General features: G+C 50.1%; 19 protein-coding genes. 8 read left to right on the top strand and 11 right to left on the bottom strand.

Annotation, left to right across the window (positions count from 1 at the left end; all coding sequences use genetic code 11):
- The first annotated feature begins 18 nt into the window (after positions 1-18).
- Entirely contained in the window at positions 19-1308 is a 1290-nt protein-coding gene (locus tag PQG83_RS16730) for an ATP-grasp domain-containing protein (RefSeq protein ID WP_312743472.1), read from the top strand.
- 57 nt (positions 1309-1365) lie between these two features.
- Here the strand turns inward: PQG83_RS16730 and PQG83_RS16725 are convergent, their stop codons facing one another.
- Both PQG83_RS16725 and PQG83_RS16720 read right to left on the bottom strand, forming a co-directional pair.
- Complete coding sequence (locus PQG83_RS16725) at positions 1366-1800, bottom strand: hypothetical protein (protein ID WP_312743469.1); 435 nt, start codon at positions 1798-1800, stop codon at positions 1366-1368.
- 247 nt (positions 1801-2047) lie between these two features.
- The gene (locus PQG83_RS16720; RefSeq protein ID WP_312743466.1) at positions 2048-2440 is read right to left on the bottom strand and encodes a response regulator; all 393 of its coding nucleotides are present in this window, start codon (positions 2438-2440) and stop codon (positions 2048-2050) included.
- Positions 2441-3821: 1381 nt separating this feature from the next.
- Here PQG83_RS16720 and PQG83_RS16715 point away from each other — a divergent pair.
- From PQG83_RS16715 to PQG83_RS16705, 3 genes are all read left to right on the top strand, one after another.
- Positions 3822-4763 (top strand): glutathione S-transferase family protein, encoded by a 942-nt coding sequence (locus PQG83_RS16715; protein WP_312743463.1) that lies wholly within the window; start codon positions 3822-3824, stop codon positions 4761-4763.
- A gap of 249 nt (positions 4764-5012) precedes the next feature.
- A complete protein-coding gene (locus PQG83_RS16710; RefSeq protein WP_312743461.1) occupies positions 5013-5852 on the top strand; it encodes an aldo/keto reductase family protein in 840 nt (279 codons plus the stop codon).
- Positions 5833-6807, top strand: a complete 975-nt coding sequence (locus PQG83_RS16705; RefSeq protein WP_312743458.1) for a DNA ligase — start codon at positions 5833-5835, stop codon at positions 6805-6807. The genes PQG83_RS16710 and PQG83_RS16705 overlap by 20 nt, the downstream gene beginning before the upstream one ends.
- A gap of 23 nt (positions 6808-6830) precedes the next feature.
- Here the strand turns inward: PQG83_RS16705 and PQG83_RS16700 are convergent, their stop codons facing one another.
- Both PQG83_RS16700 and PQG83_RS16695 read right to left on the bottom strand, forming a co-directional pair.
- On the bottom strand, positions 6831-7511 hold the full coding sequence (locus PQG83_RS16700) for a hypothetical protein (RefSeq protein WP_312743455.1): 681 nt from the start codon (positions 7509-7511) through the stop codon (positions 6831-6833).
- A gap of 508 nt (positions 7512-8019) precedes the next feature.
- Entirely contained in the window at positions 8020-8469 is a 450-nt protein-coding gene (locus PQG83_RS16695; RefSeq protein WP_312743452.1) for a tetratricopeptide repeat protein, read from the bottom strand.
- A gap of 610 nt (positions 8470-9079) precedes the next feature.
- Between PQG83_RS16695 and PQG83_RS16690 the strand changes: the two genes are divergently transcribed.
- On the top strand, positions 9080-9541 hold the full coding sequence (locus PQG83_RS16690) for an Hsp20/alpha crystallin family protein (RefSeq protein ID WP_312743450.1): 462 nt from the start codon (positions 9080-9082) through the stop codon (positions 9539-9541).
- A gap of 60 nt (positions 9542-9601) precedes the next feature.
- The gene (locus PQG83_RS16685; protein ID WP_312645926.1) at positions 9602-10009 is read left to right on the top strand and encodes an Hsp20/alpha crystallin family protein; all 408 of its coding nucleotides are present in this window, start codon (positions 9602-9604) and stop codon (positions 10007-10009) included.
- A gap of 213 nt (positions 10010-10222) precedes the next feature.
- On the opposite strand, the gene PQG83_RS16680 is transcribed toward PQG83_RS16685, so the two are convergent.
- Positions 10223-10498 carry a MoaD/ThiS family protein gene (locus PQG83_RS16680; protein WP_312743447.1) on the bottom strand — a complete coding sequence of 92 codons (276 nt, stop codon included), beginning with the start codon at positions 10496-10498 and terminating at the stop codon, positions 10223-10225.
- 78 nt (positions 10499-10576) lie between these two features.
- Positions 10577-11347 (bottom strand): cyclase family protein, encoded by a 771-nt coding sequence (locus PQG83_RS16675; protein WP_312743444.1) that lies wholly within the window; start codon positions 11345-11347, stop codon positions 10577-10579.
- Between the two features lie 201 nt (positions 11348-11548).
- Between PQG83_RS16675 and PQG83_RS16670 the strand changes: the two genes are divergently transcribed.
- On the top strand, positions 11549-11797 hold the full coding sequence (locus PQG83_RS16670) for a YHS domain-containing protein (RefSeq protein WP_312743441.1): 249 nt from the start codon (positions 11549-11551) through the stop codon (positions 11795-11797).
- A gap of 48 nt (positions 11798-11845) precedes the next feature.
- Here the strand turns inward: PQG83_RS16670 and arsS are convergent, their stop codons facing one another.
- Positions 11846-12856 (bottom strand): arsenosugar biosynthesis radical SAM (seleno)protein ArsS, encoded by a 1011-nt coding sequence (arsS, locus tag PQG83_RS16665; protein WP_312743439.1) that lies wholly within the window; start codon positions 12854-12856, stop codon positions 11846-11848.
- Between the two features lie 53 nt (positions 12857-12909).
- Entirely contained in the window at positions 12910-14115 is a 1206-nt protein-coding gene (locus tag PQG83_RS16660) for a methyltransferase domain-containing protein (RefSeq protein ID WP_312743438.1), read from the bottom strand.
- A 391-nt stretch (positions 14116-14506) separates the two neighbouring features.
- Between PQG83_RS16660 and PQG83_RS16655 the strand changes: the two genes are divergently transcribed.
- Positions 14507-15133, top strand: a complete 627-nt coding sequence (locus PQG83_RS16655; RefSeq protein WP_312743436.1) for a zinc ribbon domain-containing protein — start codon at positions 14507-14509, stop codon at positions 15131-15133.
- A 130-nt stretch (positions 15134-15263) separates the two neighbouring features.
- On the opposite strand, the gene PQG83_RS16650 is transcribed toward PQG83_RS16655, so the two are convergent.
- From PQG83_RS16650 to PQG83_RS16640, 3 genes are read right to left on the bottom strand one after another with little or no spacing between them, the layout of a single operon-like run.
- Complete coding sequence (locus PQG83_RS16650; RefSeq protein ID WP_312743434.1) at positions 15264-16751, bottom strand: NADH-quinone oxidoreductase subunit N; 1488 nt, start codon at positions 16749-16751, stop codon at positions 15264-15266.
- A 45-nt stretch (positions 16752-16796) separates the two neighbouring features.
- On the bottom strand, positions 16797-18392 hold the full coding sequence (locus tag PQG83_RS16645; RefSeq protein ID WP_312743432.1) for a complex I subunit 4 family protein: 1596 nt from the start codon (positions 18390-18392) through the stop codon (positions 16797-16799).
- Positions 18393-18397: 5 nt separating this feature from the next.
- Complete coding sequence (locus PQG83_RS16640) at positions 18398-19951, bottom strand: complex I subunit 4 family protein (protein WP_312743430.1); 1554 nt, start codon at positions 19949-19951, stop codon at positions 18398-18400.

Genomic DNA, 19951 nt, shown 5'->3' with positions numbered 1-19951 from the left:
TCCTTTTAAGAAATCACGATGCCAAGGCTCCTCCTGCTTTTGCCGACCACAACCTATCGAGCAGAGGCGTTTCTCGAAGCAGCCCAACGGGTGCAGGTATCCGTAACCATTGGGACAGAGCAGGCTCCGGAAGACCTTCTCGTCGCGTCGGACAACGTGTTGCTACTCGATGTTCGACACCCACAGGCCGCCGCCCGGACTGTAATCGCATTCATCCGACATCACCCGATCGATGCGGTGATCGGAGTCGACGACGTGACCGCTGTCACAGCTGCTGCCATCGCGGAAGCAGTCGGATTACCCCATAACTCTGTCGCGTCCGTCACCGCCGCCAGAAACAAGCGGCAGATGCGAGAATTATTGTCCCGACAGGGCATTCCTGTTCCTTCCCATAAGGTATTCCCCCTCGACGGCGATTCGAAAGCCTTCGCAAAGCAGGTGGTCTATCCCTGCGTCGTAAAACCTCTCATTCTTTCCGCCAGTTGTGGGGTGATTCGTGCCAATGACGAACAGGAGTTTGAAAATGCGTTCCGTCGGGTGGGCACCCTCCTCATCAACTTAGATCTGGCAGCAGTGGACGAGCAGGCCAACTGGATCCTCGCCGAAGATTTTGTCCCGGGAATCGAAGTGGCGTTGGAGGGTCTGCTCACAAAGGGAGTCTTCCAGCCGCTGGCGATGTTTGATAAACCTGATCCGCTCGACGGCCCTTACTTTGAGGAGACCCTCTATATCACGCCTTCCCGTCTCTCCTCCACCCGACAACAGCAAGTTGTGGACTGCGCAGATCGAACGGCAACGGCACTCGGACTCCGGGAAGGGCCGGTGCATGGGGAGTTCCGCTTGAATGAGAGCGGCGTGTGGGTCATTGAGATGGCGGCACGAGCCATCGGCGGACGCTGCTCCAGAACGCTGGACTTTTCGGCAGGCATATCGCTCGAAGAACTGATCCTTCGCCACGCACTCCGGATGCCGATTCCTCCTCTCATCCGGCAAGAGCAGGCGGCGGGAGTCATGATGCTTCCGATTCCGTATAGCGGGAGGTTACATGAAGTAAGGGGGCAAACTGAAGCCAAGGCGGTACCAGGAATTGTCGAGCTGACGATAACAGCAGAGCCTGGAGAAGCACTCATTCCGCTTCCGGAAGGGACACGCTACTTAGGCTTTCTCTTAGCACGAGGCAAGACACCGGATGATGTGGAGCGCTCGCTTCGTGAGGCTCACCAACGATTGACGGTCGTCATAAGCGCTTCACCACCGACAGCCGACATATCGCCATCCTCACCTCACTTAAAAGCCATGAGATTTTGAATGTAACCACCAGGATCCGCAACCTGGCATTCTCTGGCGAACTTTTTCAACACCCTGCTAGCCTGGTTTCTTCTTCACCTCTGTGGTCATGCTGCGCGACCACTCATCCAGGCTCTTCCCCTGTGCCGGCACGTCAGGGAGCTCAGTCATATCATGCACCCATGCGCCCTTCACGGTCTCACTCTCGTCGGCAATGGACTTCTTGATGGCCTCAACCTCCTTGTCGAACCGTTCGGGGGCTTGCTCAAGGATACGCCTGATCTTCCACTTCGTCGTCGGCTTACCTTCTGCATCCAAGTCACAGGCATAGTGGACGATATCCACCTTTCCGGTCTCAAGGATCCTGGACAACATCCGATAGGTCACGCCTGTACTCGACTGAATCAGCGCAGCCTTATAGAGACGCTGACATTTGTCCGGATCCACATCTAACGCCGTGAGATCCTCCATGACCTTGGAGGCAACTGCTGGCGATGTATCAACCTCTCCCATAGTCGTATTCCTCCCTGCAAGGGTTTAAGCCTGATGGCAAAACACCAGTCTTGAACCTACCAGACAATTCTAAAATAGAGCAAGACGGAGGCCAATTGGTGACTGCAGACAGGCTGCCTGCTATGCGAAAAATCGAATTAAAGAAATAAACCGGAGCTACTTGGCAGGCACGAACGGGGAGGGACAACCTCAGGTATGGTGGACACCGGGCAAGGTAGATTTTAAAAATCCCTCCCAACCAGATTTTTTATTTCTTGTTCGAACTAGCAGGGAAATAAGAAGCGGCATATTCCTCAACTGCATCCTTTGCAAATACTTGTCTGCAAGTTTGCTGGAGAGATTGGAGATGAGGCGGTTTCAAAACGAAGGCTTGGGCTCCTTCCATCAACAGTTGACGATGAACGTCTTCGTCCAACTCGTTTGACATCATCAGCACAGGAATCTGATATCCCAACCATCGCAATTCACGAAGCATGGTCGGCCCGTCCATAATGGGCATATCCATATCAACAAGCATTCCATCCACCGGTCTGCGACCCGCCAGAACGAGGGCTTCCCATCCATTTCTTGCCGAAACAACATCGTATCCCCATTGTTCTAGTGGATACTTCAACATTCCCGTCGCAGAATCATTACCCACAATCATTAAACATTGACAATTTTCGTGGGGATTCCATTGAGCTTTAGACTTCCTGGAAGATGTAATCTCCGATTTATTCAGATGGGAGGCCAGTGAAGGACAAGAGGAAAATTGTTCCATGAGTAATCTGCCTTTCCGAACGTTTTCGAAAAAAAACTCGGCACTTATTGACACTTATAAGGGTAAAACTCAGAAATGGGTACTCTATAAAACCCTGGGTTTTTCAATATAATTGCTCAAGGCTATCTCGACTTTTGTAAGACCCTAAGGCCAGCGCTGTAGATCTAGTCAATTTGAGGGGCCAAAATCTCCTGGCGTGCTTTAGAAAAACACCCGTTTTACATTTTAAGTCTCTTAACCTGGGACATTCACCATCATCTGCTTCGGTTCCAGTTAAAGGGTCTCCGGGCTGCCAAAACTGTCTGCCGGTTTAAGACTGAAAATTGGATTAGGAATAAGCATGATAATGTAAAATTGTGTATCTTCAGCCTGCTCCTGTTCCCCGGATACATTGAGGGTTGGAGTGGACAATTGTCGGAGGGCATGTGATTGCTCGGGCAATGGTAATATGTTCGAAATGGAAACCTACCGCAAATTTTTCCATGAAGAATTAAACGGCGCACTTCTTTGCAGGAATCCCTAGGTCTCACAAATTCGCAGTCACATGTCGATGAGTATTGCTCAAAAGACTGAAGCCCGTGATTCGTTTGGAACATGCACGATTTCCCTCCAGGGCACACACGAAATCATCCATTCTCGGTGATCCTGCAAGCCTGGCGGAGACATGCAATGGAGAGTTCACCTGGAGGTGGGGAACCGGCAGATGCACCGAGATTTCCGGCACCAGCCCGTTTCAGTCCCGCATGGAAACCGAGGTGATCGAATAAGGAACCGTTCCCAAAATTCACCTTTCAATTACTCTGACATTCCCGCCAACGCCCCATATTCTCAGAAAACACCGATTCTCCAGTAAATTGATGATGGTATCTGGTGCCGGAAAGAGGCGGCCCCAAACTTAAATGCCCGGGCGCAACAGGAGCCACGCCACCTATAAGCAGAAGTAATCCATAGCAAAATCAAATCACTTCTCATGCCGTTTTTCTAGCAAGGAATCGCCTGACCAATTTTTGGATTCCATAAACTTCAGCCTTTTTCTCATCAAATTGCATGGTTTTTCAAATTTTAAATTGGGCAAATTTCTGTTGAATCGATTCGGCCAGTTCCGAGATCCACTCTCGATGAGATGAACGCCATTGCCACCCATGATAGAGTGGGGAAAAACTTTGTGCATCGAAGTTATTGCTCCCGGGAAGCCATCAAGTAGAGAAAACCACGCCCGCTGAGGCATATTAAGAATCATGGTGAAGTCATTGAGGATCCCATGAACAAAAAACCGCAATTTCCTGAAGAACAATCAAGTGAAGGCGCTTTTGCCCGGCAAGGTGATGCATTCCGGGAATGGGTGACTGATGATGGTAGTTCAGAATTTCCAGCGGCGCGGGGGCGGTATCATCTGTACGTCTCCTGGGCATGTCCGTGGGCGCATCGCACGATTATTGTGCGAAAGCTTAAGCGATTGGAAGACGTGATTGGCATGACGGTGGTTGATCCTATCCGGGATGAGCGGGGTTGGGCCTTTCGAGACGGCCCTGGACATTCAACCGACCCCGTCAACGGGTTTCAGTTTCTGAGTGAGGCTTATCGTGCGACCGATCCGGCCTATCGCAGGCGCGTGACCGTTCCCGTGTTGTGGGATCGTGAAACCAGGCGTATTGTGAGTAATTCTGATGACGACATTATGCGGATGTTCAATTCGGCCTTTAATCAATTCACAGTGAGTACGTTAGACCTTGATCCGGTTGATCTTCGGCAGGAGATTGACCACCTGAATCACGATATTTATGAACAGGTAAATGATGGTGTCTACCGCGCAGGGTTTGCGACGTCTCAATCAGCCTATGAACATGCTGTCCGGCGTCTATTTGAGGCGTTGGATGGATTAGAATCGCGATTAAACATACAACGATTTCTCTTTGGCATGAACCCGATAGAGACAGATTGGCGTCTGTTCGTGACGCTTATCAGATTCGACGCGGTGTATCACGGACATTTCAAATGTAATATCCGGCGAATCATTGATTATCCCAATTTGTTTGGCTACCTCAAAGATCTCTTTCAATACGATGACGTGGCGGACACCGTCAATATGGATCACATTAAACGCCATTATTACATCACCCACGATGACATTAACCCCACGGGTATCGTTCCCCTCGGCCCCGACCAGGATCTTCGCTCTCCCCATGGACGGGAACATCTGTAGAGTGACGGCCGGAACTATGGTCATTGATAGCGTCTCTCCCGGGATATCTGCTGCCCAGGCAGTCCATGACCTCATTCCTAATGGGGGCAAATTCAACAGTCCTTTCCATTTCTCCCAAAATACCTTCTGAAGACCTGAAAAATACAAGTGAAGTAGCTAGAATAGGGTCCCATATTTCCATCGTTCGGCAATGAAAACTGGACAGGAAGATGACAAACCGGGTAGGTCGTTGAATCTGGAGGAATCATTATGACATTGACAGCACACAATAATGTCCCACTTCCCTCGTTGATGTATGGCACGGCATGGAAAGAAGGTGCCACGACCCATCTGGTGCAATTGGCGGTGGCTTCGGGATTCACGGCCATCGACACGGCCAACCAGCTCATTCATTACCGGGAGGACCTGGTAGGTGAAGCTCTGCTGGCCCTCGACAAGCAAGGAGTAAAGCGGGAAGCCCTGTTTTTGCAGACGAAATTTACGCCGGTGAACGGGCAGGACCATCGGACGCCCTATGATGCCTCAGCCAGTCTCACCACTCAGGTGCAGCAATCCTTTGCCAGCTCGTTGACTCACCTCCACACCGACTATGTGGACTCGTATGTCTTGCACGGACCGTATTCACGATTCGGATTGGGAGAATCGGACCGGGAAGTGTGGGCGGCCATGGAGGAGCTCTATCAATCCGGGAAGACTAAAATGATTGGCATCAGCAATGTCACGGCCGGACAACTCACCCAACTCTGTGCGGAAGCGAGGGTTAAACCCATGGTCGTGCAGAACCGGTGTTATGCCTCCCATGGATGGGATAGAGAAGTGAGGGGGATTTGCCAGGCTCATGGCATCATTTACCAGGGTTTTTCACTGCTTACGGCCAACAGGGACGTGGTGGGCGATCCCGACATACGGGCCATCGCCAAACGGTTAGGGACGAGTCCGGCGCAAGTGGTCTTTCGCTTTGCCATGCAGATCGGGATGCTCCCGTTGACCGGAACGACCAGCGAACAACATATGAAAGACGATCTCCAGTCCGGACAATTGGCGTTATTACCTGAAGAAATCGAACTTCTTGCCACCATTGCCGAATGACCAGACCACTCTTTCCCGAGGGGGAGATCATGTAGACCAATCCCTTCCTGGATTATCCCCACCAAATTTGACGCCCGATTGGTTGGGCCTGTCGGGGTCTGGCCGCAGGCTTCAAAACTGCTTGGTTGCGGTCATTCTCCTCATCATTCTTGTTCCTTTCTCTGTCCCACAAGCCGGCACGATCCCCGAACTGATGTTGGCGGACATCTATCGGCAGGGTCTTGACCTCACCCATTACCGGGTCAGCGAAAAACTCGACGGCGTCCGCGCTCGTTGGGATGGGACGCATTTGATTTCGCGAGGAGGCCATGTGTTTGCGGCACCAGAATGGTTTACCACAGGGTTTCCAGCAATGCCCTTGGATGGAGAGTTATGGATGGGGCGAGGGCGATATGAAGAAGTATCATCCATTGTCCGGACACAACACCCCCATGATGGGTGGAGGCATGTGCGCTTCATGACCTTTGATCTCCCGGCACATGGCGGAACTTTCGCCCAACGGGTGATCGCGATGAATGGCTTGAAGACGGAAAGCGCCTCTCCCTATTTGGGGATCATTGAACAACAGCGGGTCGAGAGCGAAGAAGACTTGTTGAAATGGTTGAACAGGGTGATCGATGAAGGCGGTGAGGGGTTGATGCTGCACAGGGACACCGCGTTGTACGCTAGTGGCCGTAGCCAGGATTTGCTGAAGTTGAAATTATTCACTGATGCCGAGGCCACAGTCATCGGGTATAGACCTGGCAAAGGTCAGTTTGCCGGTCTGATTGGTTCACTCAAGGTGCGCACCGATAACGGGATCATCTTCTTTATCGGAAGCGGGCTCAGTCATGAGCAGCGGCGGCGCCCGCCACCGTTACATAGCCGGGTCTCGTTTCGCCACCAGGGACTGACTGAAAACGGCATCCCTCGCTTTCCGGTTTTTCTGCGAATCCGCGATGAGGAACCCCGGTAGCCGGAATTGTTCTATTTTCTTCCTTAGTACCCTTCCCGCTTCACACAGGCATAACTTAAATCCACATTGTCCCGCAGACATGTCCTTCTCAGAAGCTGATGATGCGCAGGCGAATCGGTGACGGCAACAAGGCCCAGGTGTTGGCAGAGCTGAATACTATAGACCAGAGCCGCAGATGTTTTAATCAATCCAAATCCATACTCAAATATCAGGTTCTCCCGTTCAGGCAACCGCCTTCGGCTCATGGATTGAAGGGTTTCGACGGTATAAAACGCGAACTCTCTTTCCGGCTGTTGGAAAGCCGCCAATAGCGCTGCGTCTGTCGGGACAGAACTTCGACCTTGGCTATCCTGAGAGAACGCTACTAATCCTCGCTGAAATCGTCGATCATCCTTCAAGGCCGCATGAACGATCGATCGCCAAAGAGGATCGGCGAGATCCTGATTGACCGCCATAACCATCCTCGGGCTCAGCGGCCCGCTGACATCATGCCCTTGGATGATTCTCCCGCTCTCTAATAGTTCCGGATAATAATCTCCCATCCGGTCTGGAAACCCTGTTGCCCCCATGAATGGGGTGAATTGCAAGGCCATAAAATCCAGAAAGTGGACAGGGGAATAATCCTTCAAAATCTGATGAAGCGTCTGTTCGTGGCACAAATGAAAGGGATAATACAGCGCATCCATGGTGAGAGTGTCTGGCAAATTTGCTTCAGGGAGTGTGGAGTAAAAAACCGGTTATCGTCACTCGTGTGGTCGTGGGAAAATCAATCCCGGGGAAACCTCATTTTTGAGAAAGGCTCCTAGCAGGCCTTTTAAAAACTCAAAATTCTTCTGAGGCTTATCGTACTGAAAAATCTTAGATCTTCCATGAACAAACCACAATGCTCAAAAAGGCCCGTCCAGTCCCGCCCTGAGGCCTCTCGAAAGGAAGGCCACAGCCACGTGGACGGGCGGAGCTGGCAGAGAAATACGTGAGCATGGCCAAGGGACGACCTGCCTGCGCGAAGCCGCTCCGGCGAGGCAGGGGAACGTCGCTGGCGGACTTTTTCAATATCCTGCCAGCACTCAAGACATACCTTTCTTCCACCGGTGAAAAAGGTCTTACCGGAATCCGCGCAGCGTTGGACCTCACTACGGGAACACCAAGAACGCCCGTGAAAGACCTATGACAATCCTGCTGACTTGTCAGACCAATAGCAACGTGGGCATTTCACCCGCCCACATGGGCCTGAAGAATTTTAGATCCGGCAATCATCGGATCAGCAGGAGCCAGCTCCAAGGCTTTTTTGAAATGGTTCGTCGCGTCGGCGTGGTTTCCCAACTTATCCAACGCGAGCGCAAGATTATAATGCGCTTCCGGAAGGTCAGCATTCGCGGCTATGGCTTTCGTAAAATGTTCTTGGGCCACATCCCAATGACCCTGTTGAAAATGATTGACCCCTTCCTCATTTTCTGCTGCACCGGCAACTCCGGCAGTTGCCATCAGGGCACCTTCCACCTGTGGAGTTTCCGCCATGCCCGGAGCTTCGGCCGGCGACATTGGCGTACTTTCCGCTTTGGGTTCCGTTTTCGTTTCTTTTCCGTATTCCCCGGAATCGCATCCACTCCATACCAACATCATGAGGAACAGTAATCCGAGACCGAAAGATCGCTGATTCATCGTATCCTCCTTATTTGAAATGGTGAGCAGCCCTACCGCAGACCGCGAAACACTGCTGAGAATGTAATACATTCACGATTTGGATTGAGCAATGTCAATAGCGGCCATATTGTTCACCATCATGGTCGTCATAGCCCGAATACCCATGCACCAACACAAAGACGGTTTACGCAAAGATGTTTTCCAAACATTCTCCCAATGTCGGCGAACAATTCCCCCCTCCGGTCAGGACAAGTCTTTTCTTTTTCAAACGAACAGGCACGCCCATACAAGGTCGTGTAAGTCCTTCCCGGATAATCAAAAAAGCCTGACGGACTGAAGCGAGAGGGATGTGGTCATGGCTTTCTTTAGGTCAATTTCGCTGAATGAGTTCCCTGTGTTTCTCATTATCTCCGCTTTTATTCTCGTCCCTTTCTCGATCGTTGGTACCGAACAATCTCTCACTCCTTTTACGCATTTCCCCCGAATATGATCGTCCTACTTGACTCCCGGAAATTTGAAATTATTTTATAAGTAACATCGATGCATGTTTGACCTTCGAAGGTATCACGAGGAATTAGCAAGCATTTGGAAGAATGGAGTACGAGAAGTTCAAAGAGGAGGGTAAGCTATGGTCATTCGAAGATTGGAAAATTGGCCGTTTGATGGTTTTTCGGGCGGAGTCTCAGAGCTGGACCGGCTTCGACGAGATCTTGGTCACTTGTTCAATGGACTATCCAGGGTGAATGGGTGGGATTCTCCAGCAGGTGTCTATCCGCTGATGAATGTGTCACAGGACAGCGAAAATGTGTATGTTCGCTCAGAAGTTCCAGGCATGACGCTCGATCAACTGGAGGTGTCGGTCACAGGCCGGAATCTTACTGTCACAGGGGAGCGGGCGATTCCGGATGAGCAATCTCATGTGCGATATCATCGTCGAGAACGGGAGGCCGGAAAAATCCGACGACAGTTAACATTACCCACGGATGTGGACAGTGAGCGAGTGCAAGCAAAATATCAACACGGTATTTTAATGGTGGTCTTGCCGAAAGCCGAAAAGGCTAAACCGAAAAAAATCGCCATTTCAGGGTAAGAATTGAAACAGAGGCGAGTGATGAGGAAAACCTCATTCAGTACAAAGGAGGATGAACACATGACAACACAGACGCAGGACATACAAGTACGGGATAAGCGGGAAGTCAAATCGGATGCGGAACAAACAATCCCTGGTCGGGTGTTTTCACCCAATGTTGACATCTTTGAAGACGATCAGGCCCTGACCATTGTGGCGGATATGCCCGGGGTGCCATCCGAAAATGTCTCAATTGATCTTCGTAACGATGTGCTTTCTTTGAGCGGTGTGCCGTCAGTTTCTGTTCCTGAGAAGGAGGAGCATGTTTTACGCGAGTACGAGACCGGGAAATATTTCCGACAATTTACTCTTTCGGAAGTGATTGATCAGGAACATATCGAAGCCAAACTGAATAATGGAGTATTGCGAGTAACGTTGCCAAAGGTGGGGCCTGCCAAACCTCGCAAGATTCAAATCACTGAAGGGTAATCAAATCTCAACATTCGAGGGGGAGCCGTTCGAGTAAGGCGGCTCCCTTTTTTTGCGTGAATAATCGCTCCCCGGATATGGGTGATTTTGAGCCTTTTAATACGCTGACAGGAAGTCTGCTTCAGGACGGAAGTCTCTGCCGGAAGACTGAAACCCATGGATGCTCCACCGAGAACCTCGTTGGCCCAGGCCCATCAGCATAGTCATCTAGAATTAATAATGTGAGAGCGTCAGTCCGCTTTGTCCCATTCCATCGTGGGCGACAATATAGACGGCATCTCCATCGTAGACTTTAGTTTCTTCACTGGCAATTCGTTTATTCACGGTCACCATGACTTTTTTTTCTTTTAACAACTGAAAAATTTCCCGAAGCGGTTTGCCTTGTTTCCTGATCAGTTGCTTAACGGTGACGGAGTCAGCAATCTCGCATCCAAGGGATCGCTCCCCATCAACAGTTTGCAAATCACCCATTAACGTAATCGTAACCATAATTTCCTTTTGTTCATCATCACTAATTCTCCAAGTATCTTCATGAGCCTTTCATTCAGTGGTGGATCTGATGAGCCCCTATGGCACGGTTGCAATAATTCGAGCCGGTCCTCCTGTGCCTCCTTGAATCTTCATAGGGAGGGCCGTCATTCGAGCTCCTCTGGGTGGTAAGAGTTCGAGATGCGCCACATTCTCCAATGCATAGCGATTCGCTCGGCCAAGTATTTGATGAACGGGAAAATCTTGTGACTGACCGGCATCAATGCTGGCTGTATCTATCCCAATTCCCAAAATATCTCTTTTCGTAAGCAGAAATGTTATGGCCTTGGCAGAAAACCCGGGGAAATGGAGCGTAGTGGGATCCTCCGGAGTGGAGCTACCAAGATATCGGACCTTGTCCGGCCAATACTGTCCAAACCCGGTAAAGAGTAACACAATGGCTTTGGGAGGGATTGGACCGTACGAGATTTCCCATTGGGTAATATCCTCAACCTGCAAAGTATAATCCGGATTGGACTCCACCTGTGCTCGAATATCCAGCAAGATCGCCTCACCTGTTAACTGGTCGACGGGAATTTCATCCACACTCCATCCGGATTCTGCAAAATGAATAGGGGCATCCAGATGGGTGCCACCATGCTCTGAGGCTGAGAAGATCGCCGAGGCATACCAATACCCCTGCTTGCTGGGACCCCAATTCGTTTTCTTCCAGTGAAAGGACTCATTCGTTGGCCAATACACCGTATGCTCATCAAAGGGATAGGTCAGATCGACGATTGTTCCCCTAAAGGGTTGGCTCATGGTGCATCCCCCGAATGCGAGAACCATGAGCATGACCCGGATCAACATGGACTGAGACCCACAAGGTTCAGAAAAACGATCAACGGCAGCATAGAGAAAATCCTAACAAGTTGAGAAAGGGCACAGCAATGGAAGAAAGCCATGTGCATCGCCAATCATTTTGGGAAAGGGCCGCTTACGGCATATGTGGAATCAAACCTGAAAACATGGTACAAATTGCTATCAGTCTCAAAAGGCTCATCACACACCATGTATAAAATAATTACCATTCTCATTCTTTTAGTGATCTTGTTCTTTATGGTTCGTCGAGCTTTCCGTGAATGGAGTCAGCCCAAACTTGACCCCGCCACCCCAGGGAAAGATGTGATGATTCAAGATCCCGTCTGTAAAGTATATGTAGCCGCGGGCACCGCGATTGTACAGGAGCGAAAGGGAAAGAATTATTATTTCTGCAGCCAGGATTGCGCCAGGCATTTCAAGCCTGAGGACGTCACCTGAAGAAAGACCGGATTCGAAACTGATGATTGATGATGGAAGGCAGGCGGGTTAGGTCAGGGCGCCACCACACGATGAACCGGAACCTGCCGTACATCCCAGGCAATGGGGTCCGACCGCAATTCGTCGGTGTTTCAGTTCCGTCGAATTGAACCGGTCTATCCAGGCTTGAGATTCCGGCTGTACCGGCAGATCCAACATTTGATTGAAATCACAGTCATAGAGGCGCCCATCCCATCCCACACTCAGCAGAGACCGACACATCAGCCCATCGACAGCCATTGGATTGAAATTATTTAATAAGAGCGTGTAGTAATGCTCAAGTTGTCCTACCTCGCGTAATTCATCCCAGAAACGACTGATCGGCATATTGGTAATCGTATATAGGCGGTTAAACTGAATGCCGTATCGCTGCCCCAATTCTTCTTTAAAGTCCTGTTCTAGTTCGACTTGAGGCGGTGGAAGGACAGGGCCCAGCGGGTTATAGACCAGATCCAGCATGAGACCGGTTCCGTCTAAACCATACCCCAAGTCATTGAGAGTCTGCAGCGCGGTAATGCTCCGATTAAACACGCCTTTTCCCCTTTGCTGATCGACATTGTTTGCTTCATAACAGGGGAGGGAGGCGACGATGTCAACCTGATGGTCTGCAAGAAATTGAGGAAGATGCGATTTCCCCTTGACATAGAACACCGTCAAATTACAGCGGTCGATCACCTTTCGATTTCGTACCCGACATTGCTCAACCAGATATTCAAAATGCGGGTTCATCTCAGGCGCCCCACCGGTGATATCTACCGTCATAATCTGAGGAGTGCGATCGAGAACGTCCAGGATCTGATCCATGGTGGCTTTGCTCATGCTTTCCGTCCGTTGAGGTCCGGCATCGACATGGCAATGGTGACAGGTTTGGTTACAAACCTTCCCGACATTGACCTGAAGTGTGGAAATCGATTGAGCCATGAGGGGAAGCGAATGATGGAGGGCCAACGCTTTCTCGAACGACGGAACTATCCCGGAAGATTGATCCGGGGCAACCATGGGGAGAGCTGAAGTTTTCATTGTTTTGATGGCCTTAATTCCTCACACACCGACAGGGTGATTTTTCGGGGTTCCTAACAACACCCCGTTGATGGACCGCAAATGACGGGTTCGGAGTCCACGCCCTCTCTGGATCGATTGATAATCGCAAAATAGGGTTGATAAGAAGTGGTCTGGAGGACCTTGTGCGTTTTAGAACAAATTTCTACCGGCTCACCGCATTGAAAGGTGTGGTGGTCATCGTCACAGACCTCTAAAAACGGTCCTGTCAACACGGCAAATTGTCCTTCCCAAATACAAGGCGCTTCTTCGGGAAAGACGGCCAGCATTCGGGAATCTTGAACCGCCAGAGCCACCGGTTTCTCGTCAACAATGAACCGTTCATGATAAGGAGCTAAGGCCAATAATTCGGCCGTTCGTTCATCGATTTGCTGAGGATTGCCTCGAGTAAAAGTGGTACCCAGCTCATCCAGCACTTGAGAGAATGGCCCGGTGAGGGTTGCAAAGACCGACGACGGAGTGGTCGATGTGGAGACCAGTTTATACCCGGTGAGAGTCACAGAAAAGAACTGGATACCGTCAATCACTCTCCATGGAATACTATTAACCTGATGAAGCCCTTTGAACCCGGCTTCCCGAAGCCCGCCCCAATAGTCTTTGATCGTAAGGGCACCAGACAAACAATCGCCCCATTTGGCCTTGTCATAGATTAAGTAATTAGGAATTGGTTGGTCGGCAACAATATCGGAAATGGTGAACCGTCCACCAGGTCGGAGCACGCGAAACATTTCCTGGAAGACCTTCTTCTTATCCGGAGCGAGATTTATGACACAATTCGAAATAATGAGATCCACCTGATCGTCTTCAACAGGCATGGCGTCGGCAAATCCCTTTCGAAAGTCCACATTCGGCTCCGGATAACCCAGATTGCCGGCAACTGTTGGTGCATGCGTACGCGCCAAGGCCAACATTTCATCGGTCATATCAATTCCAATGACACGCCCTCGGGGCCCGACTTTCCGGGACGCTTCAAAACAATCGATCCCGCCTCCAGAACCAATGTCCAGGACGACTTCCCCAGGTTGGACAGTTGAAAGGCCAACCGGAGTTCCGCAGCCATAGGACACCTTTAGGACCGGCTCTGGGATAAATTGTCCCAAATCTTCATGGTTGTACCCGGTCGGGCAACACAACTGTTCACCGTTGGTCACCGCTTTAGCGTATCGCTGGCTGACCGCCTGGGTGATAGAATGATTTTCCTCTTTTGTTTCATTGGCCATAGTACCCTCATGGAAATTTGATAAAGCCTGTTAGTGACTTGCGTCCTGTCAATATCAGGCATAAGACAAGGTATCACCCCAAGATAACACTGTCTGGACATGCCCGGAAATGTTACACATTTTACTCATAAAAGAGAACAGAGAGCTGAAATCAAAAAACCCAATTATGGAAAAAACCGCCCTCCCTTGAGAAGAGCAAATCAGATGAGAGAGAATAGCGGAAGGTTAGACTCTCCCCTTCATCTCTGTTTCGGTTCAAGAAGGAGGAAGACACTCCTGCATTTACACATAATTCACGCAAATTTTCCAGATATCGACGTTGCCTTCCTGAAAGATCAGGAAGAAATATGCTCGAAAAATCTGTGAAATAGCAAAAACGGAATTCCATTCCATGGCCCTTGTTCCCTGCCCTGAATGTCACAAAGAGGTCTCGACCGAAGCTCGAGCCTGTCCTCAATGCGCCTTCCCTTCTCCTGGGAAGCACGCATTAGAAGAGGAACGTGCATCCGGAATACACACCTGTCCACAATGTCACGGTCTGGTCTCGCCGGATGCCCGCACATGCCCATATTGCCGGGTATCGTTAGCCGGTGGACACCCACAGCAGGAGGATAATGGCGAATCAATCCAGGAAACGCTGGTGTGTCCGCATTGTCGAGCATCCTATATCCATACCAGGAAAGTTCCTCAACCTGTGAAGCCAGAGACCATGCCACCAGGGAAGATACCCTCAATCGCCCCAGTGAAAAGGGTAGCCCCAAAAGGCTCACGAGCCAGCCAAGTGGAACCTCTCCGGAAAACCACTGCACTCCTGGGACCACGACGACCCTCTGCATTGTGGCAAGACCCGTCAGGGTCCCAAAAATTTCCTCCTCCCCGTTATCCACGTAGCAAAAAAAATTCGATTCTCATCGGTCTGATTCTCCTAGTGATTGTGACCATATCCGTGGTATTCGGCGCAATTTGGCAACTTAATGGGCTCAATCCTCTAGAAACCATCCTCTCCTGGCGGATGTAAGGCCACGAAATTTCCATTGTTTTCTACTACCCATCAAGCTTCAAAAAAGGTGATCTGAAACACGGAAAAAAGCGATTGAGCCTGTCAATCGGAGAAGGAGTGTGGAACGCGCAAATATCAAGCCCGGCGATTATCCGCCAGGAAGAAGGGACGCGGCGGCGGTGGGTCCTGCGATATTGGAGAACATAAGGGAGGCACTAACGGCCCAGTCGATAAACGGTCCTGGGTACACTCCCAACAACACGGTTCCGGCAATCCCGACATACACCGCAACTTTGATCGGCATGGATGCAAGAATTGGTGAAGAATCAGTGGGTTCGTTGATGTACATCTTTTTAACGACAATGAGATAGTAATACATGGAGATGACGATATTGATGAGTCCGACAATTAGTAGGGTGTATAGCTCCTCTTTCATGGCAGCAATAAATAAATAGATTTTCCCGATAAAGCCCGCAAGCGGAGGTACTCCAGCCAGCGACAACAGAAAGAGCAGCATGGACGCCGCCAAAAACGGGGAACGTCGATTCAGACCATTATAATCTTCAATTTCGTCGCTTTTCATGACCCGACTCACGGCAATGATGACTGCGAAAGCTCCCAAATTCGCAAAAAGATACGTCAGGAGAAAAAACATGATCGCATCGCTGCCTTGTTTCGTCCCTGCGGCTAATCCAATCATGATATTTCCAATTTGGGCAATGCCGGAATAGGCCAAAAGTCGTTTAATATTCTTTTGGGCAATGGCCACGATATTGCCGTAAGTCATCGAGAATATGGATGCGACGACAAATAACAACACCCACATCGGCTTGAATGAAGCCAAGGACACGTAAAACATCCGGATAAGGATAGCCAATGCTGCGGCCTTCGGGGCAATGGAGAGGAAGGCCGTCACAGGTGTCGGCGCGCCTTGGTAAGTGTCAGGAATCCAGGCATGAAAAGGGACGGCCCCGATCTTGAATCCCAGGGCGGCAAAAATCAAAATGTAGCCAATCGCCAATCCATAACTTCCAGGGGTGCCGGTCATTTCAGAGAAAATCAGAGTCCCGGTTTCGCCATAGACCAAACTGATGCCATAGGCTAATAATCCGGCTGCAAATACCCCTAAAATAAAAAACTTGAGGCCGGCTTCCGATGACCGTTGGTCATCTCTGAGATAGGCAACCAGCACATAAAACCCAAATGTAGAAAATTCCAGAGTGACAAAGACCGAGAGAAGGTCATTGGACGAAGCCATGAACATCATACCGAGAGCCGACATCACGACCATGACATAATACTCGCCACGAAAGAACCTGAAGTCCTGCACATAATCAATCGACATAAACAGGATAAGAGCGGTGGCGCCCACAATAACGAGCTTAAAGAAGATGCCCATCCGGTCGAGCACGAACATGTTTTTAAACAGGGCCCCTGTGATCCCGGTTTGGTCAAATCCCAATAGGATCAGACCGGTGACCGCTAACCCCGCAATACTCAGGTAGGCCAATTGCTGGTGCGTCATTCGTTTCAGCGAAAAGTCCAGTGACAGAAGGAGACACAGCCAGAGTGTGAGAAAAATCTCAGGCAGAAGCAGAAGCAGATCAGCGATGGAAAGGTCAAGTTGGAAGATCATTACAACGTAATCAGACAGTCCTCAGAAGGTTCAATGTTGAATCGTTCACGGTAAAAGGCCCTGAGTGTTTTGGGTAATGAGTGGGGCCACCTGGTTTATCCGGTCTACCATAGGCTCCACCGTCGACCGTACCACTTCGTAAAAATGCCCGGGGAAAATCCCAAGAGTAATGCTACAAACTATTAAAAGGAGCAATGGCATGCGATCCACCCAATGTCTGGCATCGGTGGCATGGGCGTATTCCGGATCCAATCTCCCGTAAAACAGCCCCCGCATCATTTTGAACATATACGCAAGGGTCAGGACGATGCCGAGCACCGCCACAACGACTTGAAAGGGATATGCATCCCAACTCCCCACAATAATCATCACTTCAGCAATGAAATTGATCGTCCCCGGCATGCCGATTGAGGCCATACAGGCGACGATAAAGGCCCCTGCAATAAATGGCATCTTTTGAACGAGTCCTCCCAAGGAGGGAATGTCTCGTGAATGGGTTTGGTCATACACCCAGCCAGCCATGGCAAACAACATGCTGGTTGCCAGAGCATGGGCAAACATATAAATAACGGCGCCCGAGAGACTGATATAGCTCAAGGCGGCCATGCCCAGGAAGATATAGCCCATATGGCTGGAGCTGGAATAACCAATGACGTATTTGGTGTCTTTGGCGAAATAAGACACCAGGCCCCCATAGATGATAGAGAAAACGCAGAGAACAGCCGCCACCCACATCCACTCCCGCGTCGCATCAGGCAGAATTTCAAAGGCCACGCGTATAATGGAAAAATGCCCGAGCTTCATTAACACACCGGCATGCAGCATGCTGGTAGCTGCCGGGGCAGCGGCATGGCCGACGGGTGACCAGGAATGCAAGGGCCATATCGGGGCGATAGAGGCGAAGCCAAAAAAGATCAGAAACCAAATTAACGTAGCCACCGTATCCGAAAAATGAGCCTGTTCACGCAACACCACAATGTCAAAGGTGTGGAGACCGGAAAGATGGTAAATGAGGAGGATCCCCATCAAAGCCACCACCGCCCCCGCAGACAGGAACAGGGTCAGCTTCATGGCTGCGTATTCTTTACTGTTAGATCCGAAGTTAAATATGAACCCAATGGAATCCCGAAGCTTTCGCTCTTCGGGATCGGTCATAGAGAGATACCCTTTGGTATGACTTCCCCACACGCCCAGTAATAAGTACATGGGCAACACAGACATTTCATAAAAGAAATAGAGGAAAAAGAGATCCAGCGACATGAAGACTCCAATGGTCGCGGCAGCCAGGATCAGGAGGAACATATAGAACTCTTTGGTCCGATCCTTGATGTGCCACGAAACAAAAATGCCCGCAAATAACAGGATTGCGGAGGCAAAGACCAATGGGCCGCCGATGCCATCCACCCCGAGGTAAAAGGCAATGCCTAATTCTTCAGACCAGACATACCGCTGGACAAATTGAAATCCGCCTTTCGCCGTATCGTAAGCAAGAAAAATATAGAAAGAGGCCAGGAGGGAAATACCCGCAGAAATAGCCGCCGTCATTCGCACCAGGAGCGCTTCCTCCCTGGGGACGAACATCAAAGCAATCGCGCCAAAAAATGGCGCAAAGAGAATAATGAGTAGGGAATATTCACCCATAGTGGTTAATTCCTGGTGACCTCAGTGGCAAGCAAGGAGTCATGCTGGTGAGCTGTTGCCATTCCTGGATGCAACCGATCGACGACCTCCTGCACGGATCCATTGACCATCCGCAAGAACGGGGAAGGATAAATGCCGATCCAAAAAATCATGACCGACAATGCCACACCGATTGCCCATTCACGGCTATTTAAATCCCTAATGGCTGCCGGCACACTCTCTTTCAATGGTCCAAAGATGGACCGCTCATAAAACCACAAAAAGTATGCTGCGGCAAAAATGATCCCGGTAACCGCAATGGCTCCATAGAGCCACCAGGCTTGGAACACGCCCAATAAAATGAGGAATTCCCCTATAAAACCGTTGGTTCCCGGTAAACCAATGGAGGCCATTCCAATGATGAGCATAAACGTGGCAAGAAGCGGCATTTTTTTCGCCAACCCACTGTATCGTCGTACGTCATTATGGCCTAGACGTTCATAAATGAAGCCGGCCAGGAAAAATAATCCCGCAGTGCTGAATCCCAAATTAATCATGGTTATCAGGCTGCCTTGTATTCCTTGGAAATTCAGCGCAAACATACCCACGACCACAAAACCCAAATGGCTAATACTGCTAAACACGAGCAGACGCCGGAAGTCAGGCTGGATGATGGCGACAATCGCCCCATACACAATTGCGGCCAGACCCAGGGTCATGAGAATAGCGACCACCGTGGCGTGCTGAGAGGCATCGGGGAGCAAAGGGAACGAAAAACGCAGGAAACCATATGTACCTAACTTAATCCCGGCCAGCATGACAGACATGGGGATCGGCCCTTGAACCAAAGCATCGGGCAGCCAGGAATGAAATGGAAATATGGGCGCCTTAAAGGCTAGCCCCAAAAATATCAACCAAAAAATCAGCAGTTGCTGACTAAGAGGAATCTGAACAGCAAGCAAGTCGAGTAAGTCGAAGCTATACACCTGTTTCGCTTCAAAATAGTTCAAGCTCAGAAGGCAAAAGCCCACAAGCATGAACACGCTCCCCAGGAGAGTATAGAGGACGTACTTTAAGGCCGCATATTGACGTTGTTCTCCAGGGCCCCAGAGTTTAATCAGGAAATAACTGGGGATGAGCATGAGTTCCCAAAATACAAAAAAGAGGATCAAATCAATGGAGACGAAAATCCCCATCATCGTCGCTTCCATGCCCAGCAGGCACATATAAAACGCTTTGGGACGAGCATGAACCGTATCCCAGGCGTAGAGAACCAGAAGCAGGATGAGGAAAGCGTTCAGGCCCACGAACAGAACGCTGATTCCGTCGACCGCCAGGTGATAACTAATCCCCAGGAAAGGAATCCATTCATGACGTTCGGCGAACTGCATGGCCGCTGTCTCCGGGACGAATCGCCATAACATCAGCGACGCCACGACCATTTCCAGGCTCGCAATCCCCAGCACACTCTTCCGGATCAGGTCTTGATCCTTCAAAGCCCAAATAACCATCGCCCCGAGAAACGGAAAGAAAGTCAGAAAGGTCAGAATAGGGAACCCGAATTGTAATTCTTCTTGCAT

Origin of the sequence: Candidatus Nitrospira neomarina (genome assembly GCF_032051675.1) — a bacterium.
Classification (GTDB): domain Bacteria; phylum Nitrospirota; class Nitrospiria; order Nitrospirales; family UBA8639; genus Nitrospira_E; species Nitrospira_E neomarina.
This window is presented reverse-complemented; position numbering and strand designations above follow the sequence as displayed.